We start from the raw sequence: 22,254 nt of genomic DNA, 5'->3' as shown, positions 1-22,254 counted from the left end.
CCCTGGCATGCCGCCCTACGCCCTGCTCCACAACCCGGTCCGCCACTACCCCTGGGGCTCCCCCACCGCCATCCCCGCCCTCACCGGCACCGCCCCCGACGGCACCCCGCAGGCCGAACTGTGGATGGGCGCCCACCCCTCCGCACCCTCCCGGGCCGGCGGCCGGGCGCTCGACGCGCTGATCGCCGCCGACCCGGACGGCCTGCTCGGGCCGGACACCGTACGGCGGTTCGGCCCGGAACTGCCCTTCCTGTTCAAGGTGCTGGCCGCCGACCGGGCGCTCTCCCTGCAAGTCCACCCGACCCGCGCCCAGGCCGAGGCCGGGTACGCCGCCGAACAGGCCCGGGGCATCCCGCTCACCGTCCCGGAGCGGGTGTACAAGGACCGCTCCCACAAGCCCGAACTGCTGTGCGCCCTGGGTGACTTCGAAGCCCTCTGCGGCTTCCGCCCGGCGGCCGGCACGGCCCGGCTGCTGGACACCCTCGGCGTGCTCGCCCCCTGGGCGGCCGCCCTGCGCGAGCGGCCCGCCACCGAGGCACTGCCCGCGCTGCTGCGCCGGGCGCTGGCCGCCGACGCTCCCCGACTCGCCGCCGTGACCGGGGCGCTGCGCCGCACCGCGGCCTCCGGCGGCCCCCTCGCGGACACCTGCGCGGCCTACGCCCGGGTCGCCGAGGAGTACCCCGGCGACCCGGGCCTGCTCGCCGCACTGCTGCTCAACCACGTCCGGCTCGGCGCCGGCCAGGCGCTGTACCTCGCCGCCGGGGTGCCGCACGCGTACCTCCGGGGCGTGGGCGTCGAGTTGATGGCCAACTCGGACAACGTGCTGCGCTGCGGGCTCACCGGCAAGCACGTCGACGTGGCCGGGCTGCTGGCCGTCACCGACTTCCGGGCCGCCGGGCCCGCCGTTCTCGAAGCCCGCCCGCTGACCGCCGTCGAGGCCGAATTCCCTTCCCCCGCCGAGGAGTTCCGTCTCTCCCGGCTACGTCCGTCGACCGCCCCCGTCCGGATCGAACTGCCCACCCCGCAGATCCTGCTCTGCACCGCCGGCCGGGCCCGACTGATCGCCCCCGGGCACCCCGGCCTCGACCTGCCCCGGGGCGCCTCGGCCTACCTGCCCCCGGGCGCCGGGCCGGTCGAGCTGACCGGGCCGGGCGCCGAGCTGTTCCGCGCCACCACCGGCGGCTCCCAGGCGCCCTAAGTCCTCACGCGGGCAGCGGGTGACCGAAGAGCAGGTCGTAGCCGTCCGGCAGCTGCTCGATCACCCGGTCGACCGGTTCCCCCGGGACGAGCTCGGCCAGGGTGCTTAGCACCGCCCCGATGTCCCACTGCGCGGTCGCGGTCGTGGCACCGTCGATCCAGCCCGCCACGGCCTCCACGAAGCGCTCGGCGGTCAGCGGCTCGGCGGCGTGCCGGGCGTCCCGGAGCAGCGTGGCGTACGTGTCGGGCAGCGCCCCGGCGAGCTCGCCGCGCTCCGCGCCCACCAGGTGCTCGCCCAGCAGGCCGAGCACGACCCGGACGGCGTGGTCCGCCTCCGCCTCGCCCCGGTACTCGCCGCACTCCACGACACGGGCGAGGAAGTCCTCCCAGGAGATGGTCATCGCGTCCTCCTTCCGGTCGGCGGGACCGGGCCGGGTCGGCGGCCGATGGTCCATCGGGGCTGCTGGTCGCAGCCCGTCACCGCCGGGGGACGTACCGGTTCCCGTGCTGCTCAGCGTACTGCGCTCCGGACCGGGCGGACCCGCCGCTGCGGGTGGGGGCCGCGGCCCCGAACGGAACCCTGACGCCCTGCCCGGACGGTGCGGAGGAAACCGGACGGAAGGGGCCGGACGAGAGGGGCCGGGAGGGGCCGGGAAGGCAGAGCCGGACGGGAGGGGCCGGACCGACGGATCGACGCCGTTGTCGATCACGCCGCCGGCCCGCGCCGTCACCGGCACGGGAGCCCACGGGTCGGCGGGCGGTTCAGCGGGCGGTTCAGCCCGCCGAGGTGCGGCACCGCCGGCGCGGGCCGCGCGGCGAGCCCACCCCGCCACCGGACCGGACCGGCACCCAGCGCACCGGGGCCGGCTCCGAGGCCTGTACCGGCGCCTGCACCGGCGCCGGCGTCCGGGCCGCCGCGGCGGCGGCAGCGGCGTCGGCAGCCCTGCGGCCGCCACGCGCCGTGTCCGGCACCGAGCCGGCCGCCGAGACCGACATAAACGCCGCCAGAAAGCGCCGCTCGTTCTGGCTGAGTTTGCGCGAACGCCCGGATTCCCGGTCCCGCGCGACCACCACGGTCCGCGCCCGCATAAATGTGAGCGGTTCCCGGCAGACATTCACCTCGACGTGTGCGGAACTCCGCCCGAGGTGTTCCACCGTCAGCCGCACCGACAAAGGCTCGGGGCGGTGGTGCAACTGTTCCAGGTAATCGATCTCGTGCCGGGCGATAATGAATCCGGACGGGAACAGCGATTGCCGGACGGCGGTCGCGTGGTGACGGAACAGGTCGTAAATCCCCTCCTGGACGTAGCCGACCAACCGGGCGTTGTTGATGTGCCCGTTCTCGTCGACGTCGCTCCACCGGGTGGGGCAGGACAGCACGTGCACGCCCGGGTGCAGGGCGCTCACTGCTCCGTCAGCCCGGCGCCGGCGACGGAGGGGAGCAGCGCCCGCTGCAACCTGGCGTAGTAGCCGGACTGTTCGGCCGCCATCCGGGCCGCGGTCCAGCCCTCCTCGGCCGCCTCGGCGGCCGCCTGCACGACCAGGCTGTCGAGCACCGTGTCGACCGACCGGCAGAGCGCGGCGACCGCCGCGAGCCGTTCGGTCACGTCCGCCGTTCCGGCCGCATTCCGGGCCGGAAAGGCCGCCAGCGAGTCGACCGCGAGCTGCAGATCGTCGATGACGTCCGACCGGCTTTCTTCCGGGGAATTCCGCATGCTTTTCTCCAGGACCAATTCGGGCCATTACGGCCCGGTAGCTGACGTTCGAATACACCTGATCGGTGTCGGCCCCCCGACGGCTTCGACGCTATCCCAGTCGGCGCAGGTCCGCAGATGGTTTTCGGACGCTGACGGGAAACTGACTTCCATTGGAGTAGTTTGCGGGGGTACACAATATGCCCCATCAGCCGAACGCGGTAAGCAGAACGGGTGGTATCGCCGACCCGCCGACCAAGATCGACTACCGTCCGTCACTGATCTGCTACCAGCCACCCCACCAGCGCGCCTTGTACAGCCGCGTGCCGGTCAACCTCCACGTCCCCTCGGGGCGGTGCAGCCGGATCACCGAGGTGCACCAGTCACAGGCCGGGGAGTGGTCCGGCGCCACCGTGAGCAGCCGCCCGGTACCGGGCTCGTCACCGATGCTCTTGACGTCCCGCTCGTCGGCCGGATCCGCCAGGCGGACGGCCGCGAACCGGTCCGCGGCCGGGTCGTAGCGCCACAGCCCGTGCAGGGTGCTCACCCAGAAGCGGCCGGGCGCCCCCAGCACCGGCGCGAGGTCGTGCCCGCCGGGGTCCGGCAGCGGGGCGGAGCGGACGGCCGTCAGGGTCGGCGCCGCCGGGGTACCGTCCACCCGCAGCCCCACCAGCGCCCCGCCGCCCAGCGCCCAGAGCAGCCCCGACCGCCCGTCCCAGAGCACCCCGTGCGCCCCGGGCAGGCGGAACTCCGTGTAGGCCGTGGCCCGCGGCCCCTGCGAGGCCGCGTACACCCGCACCCAGCCGACGCTCGCCGCGACCGCCGCGTTGCCGTCGGGGAGCAGCTCGATGCTGTGCGGGTTGGCCGACGGGCCCAGGTCCGCCGCCCACGCCGTCCGGCCGGTGCCGGTCTCCACGACGGCGGCGAGCCCGCCGGAGGCGGTGGTCAGCACGTAGTGCCGGCCCTCCCGGATCCGGCTCTTCGCCTCGTCCGGGAGTGACCAGGTACGGGCCGGTTCCAGATCGGCGAGGTCCGGCATCCCGTCCGCGCTCCACGACCACACCACCGGCAGCCGGTCCGGCCCCTGGTAGGCCGTCAACTCCTCGGCGCCCTGCAGCACCAGCACCCGGCGTGAGCCCTGGTCCACGACCACGACCTGCCACCCCGGCGACCGCGCGCCCGCCCGGCCGGCGGGCGCGCAGAGCAGCAGGGCCAGGCACAGGGCGAACAGCATTCGCATCGGGACGATTCGCTTCGGCACGCCCCCACCGTGACCGCTCCCGCGCCGCCCCGCAGGACGGCTCGGCCGAACGGCGCCGCGCCGCGTCCGGCGGTCGGCGCCCGCCGTAGGGCCGTCAGGGCCGTCAGTGCCGTCAGTGCCGTCCGGAGACCAGGTCCGCCGCCCGGGCGATCGGCGAGCTGGTGGCCCGCCCGGCCGTCTCCTGCCGGTCGGCGGCGTGGTAGGCGGCGTACATCGCCCGCACCCCCAGCCAGCGCAGCGGCTCCGGCTCCCAGCGGCGCACGGTGTGCCCCACCCAGGGCAGCGCGGTCAGCTCGGTGTCCCGCCCGAGCACCAGGTCGCGCAGGGTGCGGCCGGCCAGATTGGTGGTGGCCACCCCGCTGCCGACGTACCCGCCCGCCCAGCCGAGCCCGCTCGCCCGGTCCAGCTCCACCGTCGCGCACCAGTCCCGGGGGACGCCCAGCACCCCGGCCCAGGCGTGGTCGATCCGGGCGTGCGCGGCGGCGGGGAAGAAGTCGTTCAGGATCCGGCGCAGCTGGCGCACCGTCTCCACCTGGGTGCTGCCGTCCGAGTCCGTCCGCGAGCCGAAGCGGTACGGCACGCCCCGCCCGCCGAGGGCGATCCGGTCGTCGGCGGTCCGCTGGGCGTACATGTAGGCGTGCGCGAAGTCCCCGAGCACCTCCCGGCCCTGCCAGTTCGCCTCCGCCCAGAACTCGGCGGGCAGCGGCTCGGTGGCCACCATCGCCGAGTTCATCGGCAGCCAGGTGCGGCGCTCGCCGCGCAGCCCGGCGGTGAAACCCTCGGTGGCGCGCAGCACGTGGTCGGCGGTGACGGTGCCGTACGGCGTCACGGCGCGCGGGCGGCGGCCGCCCCCGCCGGGAGCGATCTCGGTGACGGGCGTCCCCTCGTACACCTCGACCCCCAACTCCCGCACCACCCGCGCCAGGCCCCGCACGAGCTTCGCCGGCTGGATCCGCGCCCCGTACGGGGACCACGCACCGCCCCGGACATCGGTGGCGTTGATCCGCTCCGCAGCCTCCTTCGCGGAGAGCTCCTCCACCCGGCCCTCGCCGTAGCCGCGCTCGGCCTCGACGTAGGCCCGCAGGCGCTCCAACTGCGGCCCGCTCCGCGCCACTTCGAGCACCCCGCCGTGGAGGACGTCCGCCTCGATCCGCTCGGCGGCCGCGGTCTCCACGACCTCCCCGACCGCCGCGTCCATCACCCGCTGCATCGCCGCCGCCCGGCCCCGGCCGTACCTCCTCGCGAAGGCACCGCGCCCGGCGAAGCCGTTGTACAGCCAGCCGCCGTTGCGCCCCGAGGCGCCGTAGCCGCAGAAGCGGCGCTCCAACAGGGCGATCCGCAGGGAGGGTTCGGCCTTCTTCACGTAGTAGGCCGTCCAGAGCCCGGTGTACCCGCCGCCGACGATGCAGACGTCCACGTCGGCGTCCCCCGGCAACGCGGGCCCGGGCTGCGGCACCCCCTCCGCCGCGTACCAGAACGACACCTCGCCGTTGACCGCTGCCACCGGAACCTCCCACACCGTCGCCGACCTGCCCGGACGCTACTCCGGGCCGGTCGCGGGGCAACAGCGGCACACTGCCAGGATCGGGCTGCCGGACCAGCCACCCTGTCAGTCCCCCAGCAGGTCCAGCGCGCGGGTCCAGCTGTACGACCCGGGCGTGAACTCCGCGATCCGCACGCCCATCCGCCGCAGCCGTTCCAGGCTCTCCCCGTACGCGGGGTGCGCCGCCTGCGCGGGGCTCAGGCACGGCTGGACGGCGACGGGGATGCCCCAACCGTAGGACTCGCACAGGATGCCCAGCGCGAGGGTGTCCGAGATCCCCGCGCTCCACTTGTTGAGCGTGTTGAAGGTGGCGGGCGAGACCACGAGCGCGTCCGGATCGGGCAGCGGCCGGGGGTCTCCCGGCTTCCGCCAGGCGGAGCGGATCGGATAGCCGGTCTGCTCCTCGACACCCCGCACGTCGATGAACCCCGTCGCCGACGGAGTCGCCACCACCCCGACGGACCAGCCCCGCCCCTGCGCGGCGGAGATCAACTCGCCCACCCCGCCCGCCACTCCGGCCGCACACACCACCACGTACAACATCGGCATCGCCCGCACTCCCCCTCCGGTCAAGGGACCACCACCAGATCCGCATGCACGATCTTCCCGTACGCCTCCACGGAGGCCCCCCAACGCCCGCCGGTCACGTGGTGGACCAGCGCGAGCCCCCGGTGCCCCTCCTCGTCCTCCCCCGCCACCATCAGCACGGGCAGGATGCGGGAGCCGTCCCGCACCGCCACCCGCACGGTCCGGTCGGTGAGCCTGCGGACGGTGACGGTCATCCGCGCCAGACACCCGGTCTTCACCGCATTGGTGACGAGCTCGCTGACGACCAGGGCCGCCGGCTCGACCAACTCCGGCAGCCCCCACTCCGCCAGCTTCCCCCGCACCATCCGCCGGGCCTCCCCCACCGCCTCCGCCCGGTACGGCAACAGGATCGTGGCCGGACGTACGGTCCGGCCACCGCCGGCCATCGGAACCTCCGACCGGCCGCGACCGGTCATCACGCCCTTCGCCCCGACGTGTTGTTCCATCGCGGGTCACTCCTCAGTGGGTCAGGACGGCCCTGCCGTTGCAGGGCCGCCCAGCTGGCAGCCCGCTCGTTCCCCGGGACGCGCCCGGGGAACGAGCCACACCTCAACCCAACCCACCGAACGACCCTCCGGAGGACTCCGACCTCGTGACTCCGAGCTGGAGTCACCACACTCTCCGTAGTCGTAGTATCGACCCAGCCTTCAAGGGAGCGAGTGGTGGACCGTCAACCGGACCCGCGCGAAGTCGTAGCGGGGCTCCTCGACGACGAGCGCTTCCGCTCGGCGTGCGCGGACCGCGACATGGGGGCGGTCTTCCGTCTCCTGAACTCCCGTGGCATCAGCACCCGTCGCCTGGCCGCCGCCGCGGAGATCACCCAAGGGCGCCTCTACGACTACATGAACGGCAAGACCCGCGTCGAGAAACTCTCCGTCTTCGAGCAGATCGCCGACGCGTTCCGGATCCCCGGGCACTTCCTCGGACTCGCCCGGCGGTCGTGGGAGCCCGCCGTTCCCCCGGCCCGGCCCCCGGCCCCGGTCACACGGCAGCCAGGGGCCGACGACGACCTCGCCGCCGTCGAAGCCTTCCGAGCCGCCGACCGGCAGACCGGGGGCGGGCGACTCTACTCGGCGGTCGTCCGCCACCTGTCCGCGAACGTGGCACCACGACTGGTCGACATCGACAGCAACCCCCACGTCTTCGCCGCCGCCTCCGCGCTCACGGAGATGGCCGGTTGGATGGCCCACGACTCGGGCCGCGACGGCACGGCCGCGCGCCACTTCACCCGCGCCTTCGCCCTCGCCCAGGCCGCCGACGACCTCCTGCTGGCCGCCCACATCGCCGCCAGCACAAGCCACTTGGCACTCCACAGCGGCGATCCGGTCCACGCCTCCCACTGGGCATCGATCGGCATCGACCTCGCTCGGCGAGGCCCACGCCTGCCCAGCCTCGCCGCCCGCCTGCACACCATGCGCGCCCGGGCGCTCGCGGCCTCCGACCAGTTCGGCTCCGCCCTCCACTCACTCGACAGCGCCGCTGCCGCCCTCGCTGACCGGCCGGACGCCGCACATCCCTGGCTGAGCCCGTTCGACCAGGCAACCCTGGCGAGCGAGTCCGCCCTGGTCCACTCCGACCTCGGACGGCACTCGGACGCGCTCCGGTACGGGGAACAGGCAGTAGCGCTCCGAGAGGAGGGCCGTACCCGCTCGATGGCGTTCAGCCGGATCGCCCTGGCCCGCGCCCACGCCCAACACGGCGATCTGGACGCCTCGGTCGCCGTCAGCAGCGAACTCCTCACCACCAGCCCCACCCTCGGGTCCGTGCGCGTGGTCGATCAACTCGACGACCTGGCCGCCCTCCTCCGGAACCACCGCGACTACGGCCCGGTGCGGGAATACCTGGCACGATTCGAGGAAGCGAGCAGAATCAGACTCCTCCTGCTCGCCGACATCATCCCGTCGCCCCGGAGAGGTCCATCGTGAGGCCGACCACCACCGACACCGAAGCCTGGAACGCCTACCTCGCCGAGGGCAACGCGCGACAGGCCCGCAAGCGTGTCTCGGCGGACGTCATCCTGCGCGACGACGCCGGACGGGTCCTCACCGTCAACCCGACCTACAAGCCGGCCTGGGACCTGCCCGGTGGCATGGCGGAGGCCAACGAGCCGCCCGACCGTGCGGCCGTCCGGGAACTACGGGAGGAACTCGGCCTGGACATCACGCTCCACCGCCTCCTCGTCGTCGACTGGGTCGCCCCGCACGGCCCCTGGGACGATCAGCTCGCCTTCGTCTTCGACGCCGGCGTCCTCGCACCCACCCTCGCCGCCGCCGTGCGCCCGCACGACGACGAACTCTCCGAGGCCCTCTTCCTCCCCGCGGCCGAGGCTGCCGCCAGGCTCCGTCCCCGTCAACGCCACCGGTTCCAGGCCGCTCTGCACTCACTCGCCGACGGCCGAACCCGGTACCTGCGCAACGGGATCGACCCCACCACCGAGAAGGAATCCCCCATGACCGAGGACGGCCGGATCTTCCGCGAGGCCTGGATCGCCGGGGTGCGCAAGCACTTCCCCGGCGATCCCAAGCCCGGCTACGTCTCCCCCTGGGAGGAGACCCCCGACTGGGAGCGGGCCGCTGCCGCCGCCGTGTTCGGCCAGGTGCGCGACTTCGTCACCGTGAGCGGCGGCGCCACCTCGAACCTCAGCCGCGAGCAGAAGGGCCGGTTCGTCGCCCTCTGCTGGATCGCCCAGATCCACCACCGCATCGCCGACCCCAAGCCCGCCTACACCGCCGACTGGGACGACCTCCCCACGTGGCAGCAGGAGACCGACGCCGACATCTTCGAGGCCGTCGAACGCCACCTCTGACCCTCCCGCCCGCGCCTGCGGCACCGCAGGCGCGGGCCCGGGCACGGACGCGGCCAGCCGGTGATCAGCTCGGGTAGATCGGGTCCGTGCCGTAGGACCACAGGCTGCCCGACCGGGCGAAGACCTGGATCGCGTCGCCGGAGTTGGTCGTGTGGCCGCCGTGCGAGAAGCAGTCGCCGGGATACAGGAGGGGTGTGGTCGCGGAGGCGATGGTGTTGCCGCTGGCGTCGTCCTTGATCCAGGTGACGAAGTCGTTGGCGGACGACTGGCTGTTGCAGATCTCGACCGTGCCGCACTGGCCAGTAGGCTGCCCGCATGATTCGATCCGTGGTGTTCGACATCGGTGAAACGCTGGTCTCCGACACCCGTTACTGGGCCCGCTGGGCCTCCTGGCTCGGCGTCCCGTCCCACACCATGTCGTCAATCGTGGGCATGGTGGTGGGCGAGGGCCGCGACAACTCGGACGCCATCCGCATCCTCCGCCCCGGGGTCGACATCGGCGCCGAGTGGCGAGCCCGAGTGGCCGCCGGGCACGGCGATCACCTCGACGAGACGGACCTCTACCCCGACGTGCGCCGTGCCCTCGCCCGGATCCACGATTCGGGCCGGTGGGTCGGCATCGCGGGCAACCAGAACGCCCCCGTCAGCCGCCTGCTGGCCGAACTGACCCTCCCCGCCGACGCCATCGCCACCTCCGCCGAGTGGGGCGTGGCCAAGCCGTCCCCCGATTTCTTCACCCGGCTCCTTGGCTGGGCCCCCGGTTCCCCTGACGAGATCCTCTACGTCGGCGACCACCCCGCCAACGACATCACTCCGGCCCACGCCCTCGGCCTGCGCACCGCCCACCTCCGCCGCGGCCCGATCGGCCTCACCACCCAGGCCCCCGAGGCCGATTGGACGGTCGACTCGCTCGACGCACTCGCCGACCTCCTCACCGCCTGATCCCGCCCGCGCCTGCGGCACCGCAGGCGCGGGCGGCACGGCTCAGAGGTCGACGGCGTCCGGGTAGTGGCGCCGGAGTCCCTCCAGTACCCGCTCCTCGGCGGCCCGGACCTCCCACAGCGAGCTGTCGAACTCCGTGAGCACCACCACCGGCTCGCCCTCGGCGAACCCGGTGGCCTCGGCGTCGACGAACTGGACTCCCGGGGAGACCAGGGCGAGCAGCGTCGCAGTGTCCATGCCCTCACCCTCGGAGCGCCGCTCAAGCTCCGCCGTGAGGTCCCAGTGCTCGTCGCACTCGACCCTCCAGCGCAGCCCCCGGGCCGAGTCCCCCAGCCGGGCCAGCACTTCGGCCAGCGTCACATAGTGCGGCCCCCGCCACGCCGCGAAGCTGATCCCCTTCATCCCCGCCCCCTCTCCCTCCGGGCGACCGATTCGGCGACCACTCCACCTCATCCTCCCGGCTCAGGTACCGAGCCGCGCCGGGGGGACCACCGAGGGCGGGGAGCACTGCGGGGAGGTGCGGCAGACGGTGAGCGTCGGGCAGCAGCATCGCGGAGCGGATGGCCGAGCCGCGCCGGGCCTCCACCACGGTGGCCTGCTCCGAGGTGACCTGGAAGCCGAGCGAGCGCAGCGCGTCGACGGCGGCGATCCGGACGCGTCCGGCGTCGGCGCGGACGCGGCGCTCGGCGTCGAGGGTGATCGAGGCCAAGACTCCTCCGCGGGACTGGGTTTCGGGACGGTGCGACCGCACGACGGTCCGGGAGTCTAGTCACCGACGGCCGCACCCCGCAGGACGAATCATCGGATCCGGGCGCCCGCCCCGACCAGCTCCACCACCGCGTCCGCGCACCCCCAGCTCAGCGTGACGCCCGCGCCGCCGTGCCCGTAGTTGTGCACGATCCGGAGCCCGTCCGCCGTCTGCTCGGCCGCCAGCCGCACCCCGCCCCGGCGGTCGGGCCGCAGGCCGACCGGGCAGCCGATGAGTTCGGCTCCGCGCAGTTCGGGGACGTGCGCTGCGCACCGGGCCAGGATCGCCTCGGCCGCCGCCCGGTCGCCGCGGAGGTCCCAGCTGCCCTCCTCGAAGGTGCCGCCGAGAACGACGTCCCGGCTGCGCGGGTGGACGTAGGTGTACCCGGCCGGTTCGTCCTGGATCCGCAGCGAGGCCCGCAGGCCGGGGTTGCGCACCAGGGCGAGCTGGCCGCGCACCGGCCGCACCGCGTCGTCGCCGCACAGCGGCCGGGCGCCGAGGCCGGAGGCGTTGACCACCACGGGCGCCCAGGCGCCGGCCTGTCGGAGGGTGTCGAGCCGCCGGTGGAGCACCCGGCCGCCGCCGTCGCGGAAGCGGGCGAGCAGCCAGGGCAGGTAGCGCGGCATCTCGACCGTGGGGGCGGTGAACCGCCAGCCGTCCGCGTAGGCCGGGGCGAGGTCGGCCGGCTCCAGTCGGCGCAGGTCCGGGACGCCGGCGCCCCACCAGGGGGTGCCGGCGTCCTGGCGCCGGAGCGCGGGCATCCAGGTGTCGCGCAGGACGACGCCGGGCACGCCGGCCCGGGCCTGCCGGGCGAGTTCGGCGTAGGTGGCCGCCGACCAGGCGGCCACCCGGTCGCCCGCCGCCACGCCCACCGGGTACCAGACGGCGGCGGCCACGGCCGAGACCGTGGACAGCAGCCCGTCCGCCGTCACCATCCCGACCCGCAGGCCCTGCCCCTGGAGGCGCAGGGCCGTGGTGAGGCCGATGATCCCGCTGCCGATCACGACCACGTCCAGGTCCACGCCCGGGTCCGGATCCGCATCCACGCCCGTATCAACGCCCACGCCCACGCCCACGGTGATCCCCTCCTCCCGACGCCCCGCCGGCCGAACTGGCCGCGGCGGCCGGTCTCCAGGAAAGCGGGGCGGGCGGCGAGGCGTCCAAGACCGGTTGGGTCCCCCGGCGATAAGGCGCCCTTATCACCGCCGGTGGGCGGCGCGCGGGCTCGGCGCCGGACCACCGCGGCGGGCCTATCATCGGCCGGTGGACCTCCGTCGCATGCGCTACTTCGCCGTCCTGGCCGAGGAGTTGAACTTCACCCGGGCCGCCCGCCGACTGCGGGTGGCCCAGCCCGCGCTGAGCCAGCAGATCAAGGCGCTGGAGCGGCAGCTCGGCGTGCAGCTGGTCGAACGCACCAGCAGGGGCTGCGCGTTGACCCCGATCGGCGGCGCGGTCGCCGAAGAGGCCCGGCAGCTGCTGCACCAGGTGGCCGAGGCCGACCGGCGGATCGCGGCGGTGGCCCGGGGGCAGCAGGGCAGCCTGCGGGTGGCGTACACCCGCTCGGCGCGCGGCGGCGTCTCGGACACCCTGATGGGCGAGTTCCGCAGCCGCTACCCCCGGGTGGACGTCGCCCTGCAGACCGGCTGGACGGCCCTCAACGTCGACGAGCTGCTCGCCGGGCGGCTGGACGCGGCCTTCGTCCGTCCGCCGCTGGACGTCCCCGAGCTGGCCTGCCGGGTGATCGCCGAGGAGGAGTTGCTGCTCGCGGTGCCGAGCGGCCATCCGCTCGCCCGGGGCCGCGGCCGGCTCGACCGGGGCGCGATCCGGGACGAGCCGGTGGTGCTGTGGCCGCGCGACAACGGGCCCGGGATGCACGCGTCGATCACCGGCCAGCTCTGGCCCGACCGGCCGCCCCGGATCGTCCGCGAGGAGCCGGACGACGAGCAGTTGCTGCTCGCGGTGGCGGCGGGCCACGGCATCGCGCCGATCCCGGAGGGCCGGGCCCGGGTGTTCCGGATCCCCGGCGTCAGTCTGCGCCGCCTGGCCCGCCCGGTGCCGACGGTCTCGCTGGGCCTGGCCCACAACCCTCGGACGGCCGCTCCGGCGGTTCAGCTGCTGCTCGCCATGGCCCCACGGCTCGGCGCCGCGGACGCCGTCTCGGACCCCGCCTCGGGCCGTCCCGCAGGGGGGAGTTGACGGCGCCGCGCCCACCCCCGCACGAACGCGCACGCGCACGACCGGCGGAGGCGGGCCCGGCGAGCGCCGCCGGTCAGCCGATGGTCGAGCCGGTGACGGGCTCGGACAGCTCGACGGTCCTGCCGTTCAATCCGGCCTTGACGAACTGCCAGGTGAGGCCGTTGATCACGCCCTTGTCGAGCGGGGCCAGCTTGGCGAAGGCGGGCTGGCTGAGGTCGATGTGGGTGGAGTCGCAGGACGGACACTGGTCCTTCACCGGGACGGTGATGGTCTTGCCCTGGTACGTGACCTTCACCGAAATGCCCTTGCACACCGGGTCGTTGTTGGGGTTGGCGGTGGTCCACCAGGTGTGCGAGACGGCGACCAGCATCTGGCTGGAGGCGTTGATCTGGGTGCCGCAGGCGCCGTAGCCCGCGTCGGTGTAGTAGGTGGCCTTGCCGGTCATCGGCTTGTTGATCGGTATCGCGGCGCTGGCGGAGCCGGCCGTCAGGGCGATGAGGGCGGCGGCGGCGAGCGGGGCGCCCGCGAGGATCCTGAGGTTCTTGCCGATGGCGCGCATGGTTCGTTCCCTCCGGTTCGACGGTTCCGGGAGTGGTCATGGGCATGACAGCCATAAGTCACCGAGGCCACAGTGCAGTTCGGCCACCGATCCGACGATTCGATGCCCACCCGGTGAAGGGAACGTATGCGCTCCTCCTCGGCATGGTCCAGACCTCCCCGGTGTTGCCATGAACACAAGGCAAGGATCTTTACCAATGCGGCCGAAGGGGCGAAGATGCGTGACCGCCCCGCCACCCACGGTGTTGACAGGCCGTCACGCCCGCCCGTTCCGGAGGCCCGCCCCCATGCGCACCGCCCTCGCCGCCCTGCTCCTCGGCGCCGCCCTGACCCCGGCCCTCACCGCACCGGCCCTCGCCGCACCGGCCCTCGCTGCCCCCTCGCCCGCCGCGCCGGCCCTCGCGCCCGCCGCGCCCGCGACCCGCGAGGTGAACCAGGGCTACAGCATCCCGGTCGGCGGCGTGACCGACCTCGGCGCGCTCCCGGTCCTCGGCAGCCTCGGCCTGGACTTCGCGCACCTGCTCGGACAGTGACGGGCAGTAACCACCCTCCCGTACCCGGACAGGACTCGTCCCCGGCCGCAGGAACGCCCTGCGCCGGCCCGAATTGCTTCCGCTCCGCACGTCAGTGACCCGGCGCGCCCACGACGGCGACAAACCGTCCTTCCGCCACCTCCCCCACCACGCCGTGCACGGCCCGCTCCAGGCCGAGCCCGATGACCTGCCCGGCGCCCGGGCCCCGGACGACCCGGAGACGGTCGCCCGGGCCCCGCGCGAGCAGCCCCATTTGTCGAAGATCACGGACCGGGCCCGTCCGCCCGCGTTAGGCTCGCTCCGCGCGGCCCGCCGCCCGCGCTCGCCGACCCAGGGGGGAACGCATGATCGGGGACCTGCTGCCGGACGTCGTGGTGACCGAGGTGGCCTACGACGACCCGCCCGAGGCCCGGCTGGAGCCCGCCGAGGAGGCCGCCGTCGCCCGCGCCGTGGACAAGCGCCGCCGCGAGTTCACCACCGTCCGCCACTGCGCCCGCACCGCGCTGGCCCGCCTCGGCGTCCCGTACCGCCCGCTCGTCCCGGGCCTGCGCGGGGCGCCGAGCTGGCCGGACGGCGTGATCGGCAGCCTCACCCACTGCGACGGCTTCCGCGCGGCCGCCGTCACCAGGGCCGGCGCCCTGGCCTCGGTCGGCATCGACGCCGAGCCCGCGCTGCCGCTCCCCGAGGGCGTGCTGGACTCCGTCGCCCTGCCGGTCGAGCAGGAACGGTTGGCGAAGCTGGCCGCCGAACACCCGGACACGCCGTGGGACCGCATCCTGTTCAGCGCCAAGGAGTCGGTCTACAAGGCCTGGTTCCCGCTCACCCGGCTGTGGTTGGACTTCCACGAGGCCGAACTCGACCTCTCCCCCGACGGCACCTTCACGGCCCGGCTGCTGGTCCCCGGCCCGGTGGTCGGCGGCCGCCGCCTGGACGGCTTCGAGGGCCGCTGGGCGGTGCGCGACGGGCTGCTCGCCACCGCGATCGCCGTCGAACCGTAACCGGCCGTCACCCGGCGGTTCGCCGTCCGGGCATATCCTCGTCCCCGTGACGGTGACCTATGTGCTCGACGGCGGGAAGATCGGCAGCCTGGAGGACTTCTGGGCGGAGGTCGGTCGGAAGATCGGCACCGACGGCTACTTCGGCCGCAACCTGGACGCCTTCGCCGACTGCCTGAGCGGCGGCTTCGGCACGCCGGACGACGACTACGTCATCGAGTGGCGCGACCACGAGGCCTCCCGCCGCGCCCTCGGCTACCCGGAGACGGTCCGCCAGCTGGAGCGGCGGCTCCCCCGGGTCCACCCCACCAACCGCGCGCAGGTCGCGGCCGAGCTGGCCGCCGCCCGGGCGGGAAAGGGCCCGACGGTCTTCGACTGGCTGGTCGACATCATCGAGGAGCGGCACCCGGGCGGCCTCCGCCTGGCGTAGCCCCGCCCCCCGGGGGGGGCTCACAGCACGTCGGACAGCCGGACGAACCGCCGCCCCGCCGCCAGCAGCCCCGGCAGCGCCGCCGCCACCCCGCGGGCGGTGCCGTGGCCGGGCTGGTTCATGTGCCCGATGACGATCGCCCCCGGCGGCGCCGACGCCACCTCCTGCCGCACCTCGGCGGCCGGGAGGGTCGCCCCGCCGTCCGCGTTCACGGTGAACCCGGCGATCCGTTCGCCCAGGTCGGCGACCACCCGGGCGGCGACGTCGTCGTAGTACGCGGTGCCGGAGCGGAAGAACCGCGGCGGGTGCCCGAGCAGCCCGGTCAGCTTGTGGGCGTTGCCCGCCACCTCGTCGTACACCTCGCCGACCCCGCCCGTACCGGCGATCCCCTCGGCCGACCGGCCGGTCACCGAGAGCGGACGGTGCACGGTGCCGTGGTTGCCGATCTCGAACAGCGGGTCGGCGGCGAGCTGCTCGAAGACCTGCGGATTGGCGTCGATCCAGCGGGCGTTCAGGAACAGCGTGGCCGGGACGTCGTGGGCGCGCAGGAAGTCGATCAGCTCGGCGTCGTAGCGGCTCCCGCCGGGCCCCCCGCAGGCGTCGAAGGTGAGCGCCGTGGCCCGCTGACCCTCCGGCAGCCCGGTGACCACCCCGGGGAGGTCCACTCCCCATGCGGTCGGCGCCACGGCCGCGTAGCGCTGGACCAGCTCGGCCCGGCCCGGCTCCCGGGGGGCCGCCGAGGCCGCGGCGGACGGTGCGACCGACGCCGCGGCCGTGGGACTCCCCGAAGGGGCCGCCGAGGGAGCCGCCGAAGGGGCCCCCGAGGGAGCCGTCGGCGAACCCGCGGCCGTGGTCGCCGGTGCGACGGCCGCCCCGCCCCCCGCCGCACCCCGCCCCGACCCGCACCCCGCCAGCGCACCTCCGGCCACCACCGCCGCCAGCAGCGTCCGCCGACTCAGTGCCACGCCTGCCTCCCGACCGCCCCGTCGTCACCTGCCGTACGAACCACCACATGACTATGAACCGGTCATCCGTCACTCCCCGCAACTCGCCCCGCCCTGGCCGGCCCCCTCTTTCACCGGCCCGCCCCACCCCGGTGGGCCCCGCCTCACCCCGGGTTCACCCCCCGGGGTAGGCGAACCGGCGGACCAGCCCACCCCAGCCCGGAGGCCCCGATGCCCGCCGACCCGACACCTCCCGCCGACCCGACGCCCCCCGCCCGACCCGCCGGGCCACCGCACCCGGCCCGCCGCGACCTGCTCCGCACCGGCCTCGCCACCGGCGCCGCCACCGCCCTCGGCCTGGCCGCCACGGTCGGTGCCACGGGCACCGCCTCGGCCGCCCCGACCCCGGGCGAGGCGGGCACCGACCGCACCGTCACCCTCACCGGCCACCTCCCCACCGGCTCCCCCGACTTCGTCCACCTCCCGCTCGAAGTCCCGGAGGGCGTCCGCGAGATCGCCGTCTCCTACAGCTACGACAAGCCGCCGGTCCCGGCCGGCACCCCCGGCAACTCCTGCGACATCGGCATCTTCGACGAGCGCGGCACCGACCTCGGCGGCGACGGCTTCCGCGGCTGGTCCGGCGGCTTCCGCACCGAGTTCGCCCTCGCCCGCGACACCGCCACCCCCGGCTACCTCCCCGGCCCGATCAACCCGGGCACCTGGCACATCGTCCTGGGCCCCTACCAGATCGCCCCGCAGGGCCTGGCGTACCACGTCGAGGCGACCCTGCGGTTCGGCGAGCCGGGGCCGGAGTTCACCCCGCACTACCCGCCGGAGCGGGCCCGCGGCCGCGGCCGGGCCTGGTACCGGGGCGACTGCCACCTGCACACCGTGCACTCCGACGGCCGCCGCCTGCCCGAGGAGGTGGCCGCCGGTGCCCGCGCCGCGGGCCTGGACTTCATCGTCTCCACCGACCACAACACCAGCTCCTCGCACGCCGTCTGGGGCCCGCTGGCCGGCCCGGACCTGCTGATCGTCCCCGGCGAGGAGGTCACCACCCGCAACGGCCACTGGCTGGCGCTCGGCCTGGAGGCCGGCCAGTTCGTCGACTGGCGCTACCGCTCCCGCGACGAGGACTTCCCGCGCTTCGTCCGCCAGGTCCACCGCTCCGGCGGCCTGGTGGTGCCCGCGCACCCGTACTGCCCGTACGTCGCCTGCCAGTGGAAGTTCGGCTACGAGCACGCCGACGCCGTCGAGGTGTGGAACGGGCCGTGGACCTACGACGACGAGTCGGCCGTCGACACCTGGGACTCCGAGCTCGCGGTGGCCCTCCGGGGCGGCCGCTCCTGGCGGCCCGCGATGGGCAACAGCGACGCCCACAGCGCGCCCCAGGTGATCGGCCTGCCGCACAACGTCGTCCTCGCCGAGGACCTCACCCGCGACGCCGTCCTCGACGGGCTGCGCGCCGGGCGCAGCTGGCTGGCCGAGTCCGCCGCCGTCCGGCTCGACCTCTCCGCCACCGGCCACGGCCGCCGGGCGGGCATCGGTGAGGAGCTGACCGTCCCGGCCGACGCCCCGGTGGACGTCCGGCTCACCGTCTCCGGCGTGCCCGGCGGCACCGTCCGGCTGATCACCGACGAGGGGCAGCTGCACCAGGAGTCGCTGCCCGCCGACGGCTCCGGCACGGTCGTCTGGCGCACCACGGCCTCGCTCGCCGCCTACGTCCGCGCCGAGGTGCGCCACCCCAGGGCGGACGGGACGCCCGGCAAGGGCAACGCGATGGGTCCGGACCTGCCGTGGGGGCCGATGGCGGCCCTCACCAACCCGATCGTGCTGCGCGCCGAGGAGCAGTGAACGGCGCCGGCGAACCGCCCACGGACCGGGAGGGGGACGACTCGGGGCACCCGTTTGGACTAGGTTGATCCCCGAAACGCATCAGTCGTAGGGACGAGGCGGTCGGCTGTCCGCATCCGGGGCGACCGGCTCCTCCGCACTCCCACCGTCTCGCCCCGGCTGCCCGTCCGTACCCGTCCCGTCCCCGGCCCGCGAAGGGATCAGCAGCTGTGAACCGTACGACCGTAGGTGGGCCGGAGCTCGGGGGCGGCCGGGGCGCCGGAGGCGTCCTCGTCCTCGTCGACCCCACCGGGGCCGCCGGAGCCGCCGGGGCCGTCGGGGCCGTCGGCGGAGGAGAGGGCGGCAGCCAGGTCGCGGAGCTGCTGGTCCAGGAGCTGCACCCGAGCGTCCACCTGCGGGCGGACGACTTCCTCCGGGTCATCCGCAACGGCCAGGTGCCGCCGCGGCTGCCCGGGGCCGACCGGCAGCACGCCACCGCGCTCGCGGCCACCGCCCAGGCCGCGTTCGCCTACGCCACCGGCGGCTACCAGGTCGTCGTCGAGTGCGCCGACGCCCCGGTGACCCTGGACACCTTCCGCCGCGAGAGCCGCACCACCGGCGCGGCCCTGCACTACGTCGTCCTCACCGGCACGGCCCCCGCCACCCCGCACGAGCTCGACACCACCGGCCTCACCCCGGAGACCACCGCCAAGTCGGTGCTGACGGCCCTCACCGCCCGCACCCACCTGCTCGGCTGGTAGCCCACCCGCTCCGACCGGCCGCCCGGCCGCTACGCCCGCTACGCCCCGACGGTGCCGTCGATGGCCTCCCGCAGGAAGTCCGCGTGCCCGTTGTGCCGGGCGTACTCGTGGATCAGGTGCAGCATCACCAGCCGCAGCGACACCTCGGCCCCCCAGCGCGCCTGGTAGCCGGTGACGTCCAGCGAGGGGGCCGCCAGCTCGATCCGGCGGGAGTGCTCGACCTCGGCCCGCCAGGCGGCGAAGGCCTCGGCGCGGGTGGCGCCGGTCGGGTCGTAGGCCACCTGGTAGTCCCCGTCCGGGGACCAGACCAGCGGGACGTCCTCGCCGTCGATCACCCGGCGGAACCAGGTGCGCTCCACGTCGGCCATGTGCCGCACCAGCCCGAGCAGGCTCAGCGCGGACGGCGGGCTGGAGCGCTGCCGCAGCTGTTCGTCGGTCAGGCCCTCGCACTTCATGGCGAGGGTCGCCCGGTGGTAGTCCAGGAACCCGCGCAGCATCTCGCGCTCGCCACCGGTCAGCGAGGGTACGGGCCGGTCGTCGGTGCTCATGCGGGTCGTGCTCCTCGTGCTCTGGCCCTGGGGCCGGGTCGGTCGGCTACCGGCGGACTGTAGCGAACCCGGACCCCCGCCGGACACCGGGTTTCCACGCCCCGTCAACCCCGAACCCGCCCCGTCACGTACCGTGTTCGGACCACCACAGGTTTGGGTACGTACCTCGGCGCGCCCGACCGCCGGGCGCCCACGAGCAGGAGACCCGACGGCCCATGGACCACAACCACATCCCCCCGACCGTCCGCCGGACGTACGGTGCCGACGACCTCAGCACCGCACCGTCCTTCGCGGGCGGATTCATCAACTTCGGTGACTGGCACGGCATCGACCTGACCGCACCGTCCGCCGAGGACCGGGTGCACAGCCAGGAGCAGCTCTACCGCCGGGTGTTGAACGCCTTCCCGGAGCCACGCGGACACCTGCGCCTGGCCGAGGTCGGCTGCGGCCGCGGACTCGGTACGGCGCTCGCGCTACGGGAGTTCCGCTTCGCCTCCGTCACCGGCGTCGACATCCACCCCGACCAGGTCGAACGCGCCCGCGCCGTCAACGCCCGGGCCCTGGCCACCTACCCCGACCGGCTCGCCTACACCCTCGGCTCCGCCGCACAACTGCCCTTCGCCGACGCCACCCTGGACGGCGTCTACTCCGTCGAGGCCGCCCAGCACTTCCGCGAACTCACCACCTTCGCCCGCGAAGCCGCCCGCGTCCTACGCCCGGGCGGCCGCCTGGTCGTCACCACCTTCTTCGCCTCCCCCGGCCCCGAGATCGCCGAACGCCTCAAGATCCTCCTCGCCAGCTTCGCCGACGGCCTCGACGTCGCCCACACCCTCGACGGCTTCACCACCGACCTCACCAACGCCGGCTTCACCCCCGCCACCACCGAGTCCATCGGCCCCGACGTCTGGCCCGGCCTCGACCGCTACCTCGCCGACGCCGTCCCCAACGACCACTGGACCCGCAACTTCCTCCCCGCCTGGCGCCACGGCCTCCTCGACTACCACCTCCTCACCGCCACCCGCACCTGACACCGAGCCCCCGGACACCCGCCACCCCCGGACCTGCCCGCACCCCCGCGGACAGGCCCGGGGCAGGAGGCACCACCACTCGACTCCAGCCCCCTCGACCCCCAGATGCCCCACACGAGATCGACCAGGCGGGGGTGTTGAAGCCGCTACAAGGTCGGCGTTCGGCTGACGCGGCGAGCCCTCGTCTCGGTGGAGTCTCCGCCGTTCGCCTGGGCCGCGCCTGCGAGGAGCGCGCTCACCCGAGGTCGCAGACCATCGCCTTTCCGTCGACTGCGGTGAGCACGACGTCGGCCAACTCTGTGCCCTCGCCGTGGATGTGGACGGCGTCCGCGCGGCGGCCCGTTGCCCGGATGCCGCCGCGGGCCCTCACGGCGCCCAGCTCACCGTCGACCGCCACCGTGGTGAGGTCATCGCCGGAGGTGGCGATGCGTCCGCCGACCGTGACGCGTCCGATCCGTCCGTCTCGCTTGATGCTGAGGGCGATGGCCTGGAGTTGGACCTGTTCGCCGCGTACGAGGCTGGTGCCGGTACCGCCCGAGGTGGTCAGGTCGCCGTGGACGTCCAGTTGTGGCAGGTCGCGGCTGACCTGGATGCCGATGGCTCCGTCACCGGTGGTGGCGATGCTGTCGAAGGAGGCATGCCGCAGGGTGCCGTCGTAGAAGTTGAAGCCACGTGCGCCGGTACCGTGGGTGGTGATGGGGGCCCGGATGTCGAGGCGGTCCAGGTCGCCGAAGTTGACGTAGCCGATGCCACTCGGTCCGTACGTGGTGATCGCGGCGGTGGCTGTCCAGGACCGGGCCCGACCCCAGTTGTCGAGCGCCATGTCGTTGGCGCCGTAGGTGGTGATGGTGCCGACGTTGAGCACCTCGTCGGCCACGGCTCCGAAGGAGAGGAAGACACCGCCGCTGATCAGGTCGGGCGTGCCGGTGGGGATGCCGCCGTCGGTGTGGATCTCGCCGGTGCGCAGCGTCGTGATCCGGGTGGCGCCTCCGGGCCGGTGACCGTCCGCGTCTCCGTGTCCGTACCCTCCGACGAAGACGCCGCTGCCGTGGACCGGGCGGTCGGCGCTGCCGGCGCTGATGTCGAGCAGCTCGGCAGTGATCTCGGCACGGGGGTCGGACTGCTGGTTCCAGAGGGTGAAGGCTCCTTGGAGGGTGTCGACTCCGAAGCCGTGCGGGCGGTCGCTTCGGCCGCGCAGGTCGGCGGCCTCGACGGTCAGGCCGTCGACGTGGACGTGACCCGAGCGGACGGCGTCGCGGGCGAGCAACAGCACCTGTCCGCTGGTGCGCACGCCGCGCAACGTGAGGGTGCCGAGGTCGGTGACCGTGGTGTCGTTGAGGACGGCCGTCTCGTGCTCGGGGGTGCGGATCGTCACGTGCTCCAGGGTGTTGTCCCGGGTCAGACGTATGCCCGTGGCGCCGAACTCGATGACGCCGCCGCGCAGCTGGGTGCCGGGAGGCAGCGTGAGCATCGGCATGCCACGGATCACGGTGTCGACGTGGATGGCCGGTGCGCATTCGTCGATCGCTGCGGCAAGTTGGGCGGCCGTGGCCACGTGCTTCCACTCGGTCACGGTGGTCTCCTGTCAGGCGGGGCTCTGTGCTGTCGGCAGTGGTCGGGAGGTCGTCTTCTGGGCTTGGTGATGAGGT

General features: G+C 74.3%; 24 protein-coding genes and 1 pseudogene. 12 read left to right on the top strand and 13 right to left on the bottom strand.

The features are described 5' to 3' along the window. The first annotated feature begins 7 nt into the window (after window positions 1–7). Window positions 8–1,198 (top strand): mannose-6-phosphate isomerase, class I, encoded by a 1,191-nt coding sequence (gene manA / locus ACZ58X_RS09030; protein WP_470332984.1) that lies wholly within the window; start codon window positions 8–10, stop codon window positions 1,196–1,198. Window positions 1,199–1,202: 4 nt separating this feature from the next. Here manA and ACZ58X_RS09025 read toward each other — a convergent pair whose 3' ends face one another. The 7 genes from ACZ58X_RS09025 to ACZ58X_RS08995 all read right to left on the bottom strand — a co-directional run bounded on the left by ACZ58X_RS09025 (window position 1,203) and on the right by ACZ58X_RS08995 (window position 6,729). Then, window positions 1,203–1,598 (bottom strand): DUF2267 domain-containing protein, encoded by a 396-nt coding sequence (locus ACZ58X_RS09025; protein WP_470332983.1) that lies wholly within the window; start codon window positions 1,596–1,598, stop codon window positions 1,203–1,205. Window positions 1,599–1,971: 373 nt separating this feature from the next. Then, window positions 1,972–2,604, bottom strand: coding sequence for an acyl-CoA thioesterase (locus tag ACZ58X_RS09020; RefSeq protein ID WP_470332982.1), 633 nt, complete (start codon window positions 2,602–2,604; stop codon window positions 1,972–1,974). After that, complete coding sequence (locus ACZ58X_RS09015) at window positions 2,601–2,912, bottom strand: hypothetical protein (RefSeq protein WP_470332981.1); 312 nt, start codon at window positions 2,910–2,912, stop codon at window positions 2,601–2,603. Before ACZ58X_RS09015 ends, ACZ58X_RS09020 begins: the two co-directional genes overlap by 4 nt. Window positions 2,913–3,177: 265 nt before the next feature. Next, window positions 3,178–4,152, bottom strand: coding sequence for a DUF6528 family protein (locus ACZ58X_RS09010; protein ID WP_470332980.1), 975 nt, complete (start codon window positions 4,150–4,152; stop codon window positions 3,178–3,180). 112 nt (window positions 4,153–4,264) lie between these two features. Further along, on the bottom strand, window positions 4,265–5,656 hold the full coding sequence (locus tag ACZ58X_RS09005) for an NAD(P)/FAD-dependent oxidoreductase (RefSeq protein WP_470332979.1): 1,392 nt from the start codon (window positions 5,654–5,656) through the stop codon (window positions 4,265–4,267). 105 nt (window positions 5,657–5,761) lie between these two features. Further along, window positions 5,762–6,244 (bottom strand): flavoprotein, encoded by a 483-nt coding sequence (locus ACZ58X_RS09000; RefSeq protein WP_470332978.1) that lies wholly within the window; start codon window positions 6,242–6,244, stop codon window positions 5,762–5,764. 20 nt (window positions 6,245–6,264) lie between these two features. Beyond that, window positions 6,265–6,729: an ATP-binding protein gene (locus ACZ58X_RS08995; protein ID WP_470332977.1), complete on the bottom strand. Its 465-nt coding sequence runs from the start codon at window positions 6,727–6,729 to the stop codon at window positions 6,265–6,267. 216 nt (window positions 6,730–6,945) lie between these two features. Here ACZ58X_RS08995 and ACZ58X_RS08990 point away from each other — a divergent pair, with 216 nt between their 5' ends. The 4 genes and pseudogenes from ACZ58X_RS08990 to ACZ58X_RS08975 all read left to right on the top strand — a co-directional run bounded on the left by ACZ58X_RS08990 (window position 6,946) and on the right by ACZ58X_RS08975 (window position 10,031). Further along, entirely contained in the window at window positions 6,946–8,208 is a 1,263-nt protein-coding gene (locus tag ACZ58X_RS08990) for a helix-turn-helix domain-containing protein (RefSeq protein ID WP_470332976.1), read from the top strand. Beyond that, window positions 8,205–8,702: pseudogene (locus ACZ58X_RS08985) on the top strand (NUDIX domain-containing protein); the annotation flags it as partial. The gene ACZ58X_RS08990 and the pseudogene ACZ58X_RS08985, both read left to right, overlap by 4 nt. A 30-nt stretch (window positions 8,703–8,732) precedes the next feature. Continuing rightward, window positions 8,733–9,089 (top strand): hypothetical protein, encoded by a 357-nt coding sequence (locus tag ACZ58X_RS08980; RefSeq protein ID WP_470333100.1) that lies wholly within the window; start codon window positions 8,733–8,735, stop codon window positions 9,087–9,089. Between the two features lie 315 nt (window positions 9,090–9,404). Beyond that, complete coding sequence (locus tag ACZ58X_RS08975; protein ID WP_470332975.1) at window positions 9,405–10,031, top strand: HAD family hydrolase; 627 nt, start codon at window positions 9,405–9,407, stop codon at window positions 10,029–10,031. A gap of 42 nt (window positions 10,032–10,073) precedes the next feature. Here the strand turns inward: ACZ58X_RS08975 and ACZ58X_RS08970 are convergent, their stop codons facing one another. Both ACZ58X_RS08970 and ACZ58X_RS08965 read right to left on the bottom strand, forming a co-directional pair. Then, window positions 10,074–10,433: a hypothetical protein gene (locus tag ACZ58X_RS08970; RefSeq protein ID WP_470332974.1), complete on the bottom strand. Its 360-nt coding sequence runs from the start codon at window positions 10,431–10,433 to the stop codon at window positions 10,074–10,076. A gap of 396 nt (window positions 10,434–10,829) precedes the next feature. After that, window positions 10,830–11,825: an FAD-dependent oxidoreductase gene (locus tag ACZ58X_RS08965; protein ID WP_470332973.1), complete on the bottom strand. Its 996-nt coding sequence runs from the start codon at window positions 11,823–11,825 to the stop codon at window positions 10,830–10,832. Window positions 11,826–12,042: 217 nt separating this feature from the next. Between ACZ58X_RS08965 and ACZ58X_RS08960 the strand changes: the two genes are divergently transcribed. Continuing rightward, window positions 12,043–12,975 carry a LysR family transcriptional regulator gene (locus tag ACZ58X_RS08960; RefSeq protein ID WP_470332972.1) on the top strand — a complete coding sequence of 311 codons (933 nt, stop codon included), beginning with the start codon at window positions 12,043–12,045 and terminating at the stop codon, window positions 12,973–12,975. Window positions 12,976–13,048: 73 nt separating this feature from the next. Here ACZ58X_RS08960 and ACZ58X_RS08955 read toward each other — a convergent pair whose 3' ends face one another. Beyond that, window positions 13,049–13,534, bottom strand: coding sequence for a cysteine/serine endopeptidase inhibitor (locus ACZ58X_RS08955; RefSeq protein WP_470332971.1), 486 nt, complete (start codon window positions 13,532–13,534; stop codon window positions 13,049–13,051). A gap of 286 nt (window positions 13,535–13,820) precedes the next feature. Between ACZ58X_RS08955 and ACZ58X_RS08950 the strand changes: the two genes are divergently transcribed. The 3 genes from ACZ58X_RS08950 (at window position 13,821) to ACZ58X_RS08940 (ending at window position 15,491) form a co-directional block, all read left to right on the top strand. Next, window positions 13,821–14,066, top strand: coding sequence for a hypothetical protein (locus tag ACZ58X_RS08950; protein WP_470332970.1), 246 nt, complete (start codon window positions 13,821–13,823; stop codon window positions 14,064–14,066). Window positions 14,067–14,410: 344 nt separating this feature from the next. Continuing rightward, on the top strand, window positions 14,411–15,064 hold the full coding sequence (locus ACZ58X_RS08945; protein ID WP_470332969.1) for a 4'-phosphopantetheinyl transferase family protein: 654 nt from the start codon (window positions 14,411–14,413) through the stop codon (window positions 15,062–15,064). A gap of 46 nt (window positions 15,065–15,110) precedes the next feature. Then, complete coding sequence (locus ACZ58X_RS08940) at window positions 15,111–15,491, top strand: barstar family protein (protein ID WP_470332968.1); 381 nt, start codon at window positions 15,111–15,113, stop codon at window positions 15,489–15,491. Window positions 15,492–15,511: 20 nt separating this feature from the next. Here the strand turns inward: ACZ58X_RS08940 and ACZ58X_RS08935 are convergent, their stop codons facing one another. Beyond that, window positions 15,512–16,156, bottom strand: a complete 645-nt coding sequence (locus ACZ58X_RS08935; RefSeq protein WP_470332967.1) for a polysaccharide deacetylase family protein — start codon at window positions 16,154–16,156, stop codon at window positions 15,512–15,514. 510 nt (window positions 16,157–16,666) lie between these two features. Here ACZ58X_RS08935 and ACZ58X_RS08930 point away from each other — a divergent pair. Together ACZ58X_RS08930 and ACZ58X_RS08925 are read left to right on the top strand one after the other, a co-directional pair. Next, window positions 16,667–18,289: a CehA/McbA family metallohydrolase gene (locus tag ACZ58X_RS08930; protein WP_470332966.1), complete on the top strand. Its 1,623-nt coding sequence runs from the start codon at window positions 16,667–16,669 to the stop codon at window positions 18,287–18,289. Window positions 18,290–18,498: 209 nt separating this feature from the next. Continuing rightward, complete coding sequence (locus ACZ58X_RS08925) at window positions 18,499–19,029, top strand: hypothetical protein (protein ID WP_470332965.1); 531 nt, start codon at window positions 18,499–18,501, stop codon at window positions 19,027–19,029. 38 nt (window positions 19,030–19,067) lie between these two features. Here the strand turns inward: ACZ58X_RS08925 and ACZ58X_RS08920 are convergent, their stop codons facing one another. Next, window positions 19,068–19,577 (bottom strand): DinB family protein, encoded by a 510-nt coding sequence (locus ACZ58X_RS08920; RefSeq protein WP_470332964.1) that lies wholly within the window; start codon window positions 19,575–19,577, stop codon window positions 19,068–19,070. 215 nt (window positions 19,578–19,792) lie between these two features. Here ACZ58X_RS08920 and ACZ58X_RS08915 point away from each other — a divergent pair, with 215 nt between their 5' ends. Beyond that, window positions 19,793–20,605 carry a class I SAM-dependent methyltransferase gene (locus tag ACZ58X_RS08915; RefSeq protein WP_470332963.1) on the top strand — a complete coding sequence of 271 codons (813 nt, stop codon included), beginning with the start codon at window positions 19,793–19,795 and terminating at the stop codon, window positions 20,603–20,605. A 235-nt stretch (window positions 20,606–20,840) separates the two neighbouring features. Here the strand turns inward: ACZ58X_RS08915 and ACZ58X_RS08910 are convergent, their stop codons facing one another. Next, window positions 20,841–22,178 (bottom strand): hypothetical protein, encoded by a 1,338-nt coding sequence (locus tag ACZ58X_RS08910; protein ID WP_470332962.1) that lies wholly within the window; start codon window positions 22,176–22,178, stop codon window positions 20,841–20,843. Window positions 22,179–22,254: the final 76 nt, after the last annotated feature.

This window comes from Kitasatospora sp. NPDC040550 (assembly GCF_055594965.1).
Note: the sequence above shows the minus strand (reverse complement) of the source record. Positions and strands in the feature narration are given on the sequence as shown.

What these genes read in the sequence shown, in the direction of transcription:
- ACZ58X_RS08930 (WP_470332966.1), top strand. Translation starts at nt 16,667, where the DNA reads ATGCCCGCCGACCCGACACCTCCCGCCGACCCGACGCCCCCCGCCCGA.
- ACZ58X_RS09025 (WP_470332983.1), bottom strand. Translation starts at nt 1,598, where the DNA reads ATGACCATCTCCTGGGAGGACTTCCTCGCCCGTGTCGTGGAGTGCGGC.
- ACZ58X_RS08995 (WP_470332977.1), bottom strand. Translation starts at nt 6,729, where the DNA reads ATGGAACAACACGTCGGGGCGAAGGGCGTGATGACCGGTCGCGGCCGG.
- ACZ58X_RS08955 (WP_470332971.1), bottom strand. Translation starts at nt 13,534, where the DNA reads ATGCGCGCCATCGGCAAGAACCTCAGGATCCTCGCGGGCGCCCCGCTC.
- manA (WP_470332984.1), top strand. Translation starts at nt 8, where the DNA reads ATGCCGCCCTACGCCCTGCTCCACAACCCGGTCCGCCACTACCCCTGG.
- ACZ58X_RS08915 (WP_470332963.1), top strand. Translation starts at nt 19,793, where the DNA reads ATGGACCACAACCACATCCCCCCGACCGTCCGCCGGACGTACGGTGCC.
- ACZ58X_RS08950 (WP_470332970.1), top strand. Translation starts at nt 13,821, where the DNA reads ATGCGCACCGCCCTCGCCGCCCTGCTCCTCGGCGCCGCCCTGACCCCG.
- ACZ58X_RS08980 (WP_470333100.1), top strand. Translation starts at nt 8,733, where the DNA reads ATGACCGAGGACGGCCGGATCTTCCGCGAGGCCTGGATCGCCGGGGTG.
- ACZ58X_RS08920 (WP_470332964.1), bottom strand. Translation starts at nt 19,577, where the DNA reads ATGAGCACCGACGACCGGCCCGTACCCTCGCTGACCGGTGGCGAGCGC.
- ACZ58X_RS09015 (WP_470332981.1), bottom strand. Translation starts at nt 2,912, where the DNA reads ATGCGGAATTCCCCGGAAGAAAGCCGGTCGGACGTCATCGACGATCTG.
- ACZ58X_RS08945 (WP_470332969.1), top strand. Translation starts at nt 14,411, where the DNA reads ATGATCGGGGACCTGCTGCCGGACGTCGTGGTGACCGAGGTGGCCTAC.
- ACZ58X_RS09000 (WP_470332978.1), bottom strand. Translation starts at nt 6,244, where the DNA reads ATGCCGATGTTGTACGTGGTGGTGTGTGCGGCCGGAGTGGCGGGCGGG.
- ACZ58X_RS08970 (WP_470332974.1), bottom strand. Translation starts at nt 10,433, where the DNA reads ATGAAGGGGATCAGCTTCGCGGCGTGGCGGGGGCCGCACTATGTGACG.
- ACZ58X_RS08975 (WP_470332975.1), top strand. Translation starts at nt 9,405, where the DNA reads ATGATTCGATCCGTGGTGTTCGACATCGGTGAAACGCTGGTCTCCGAC.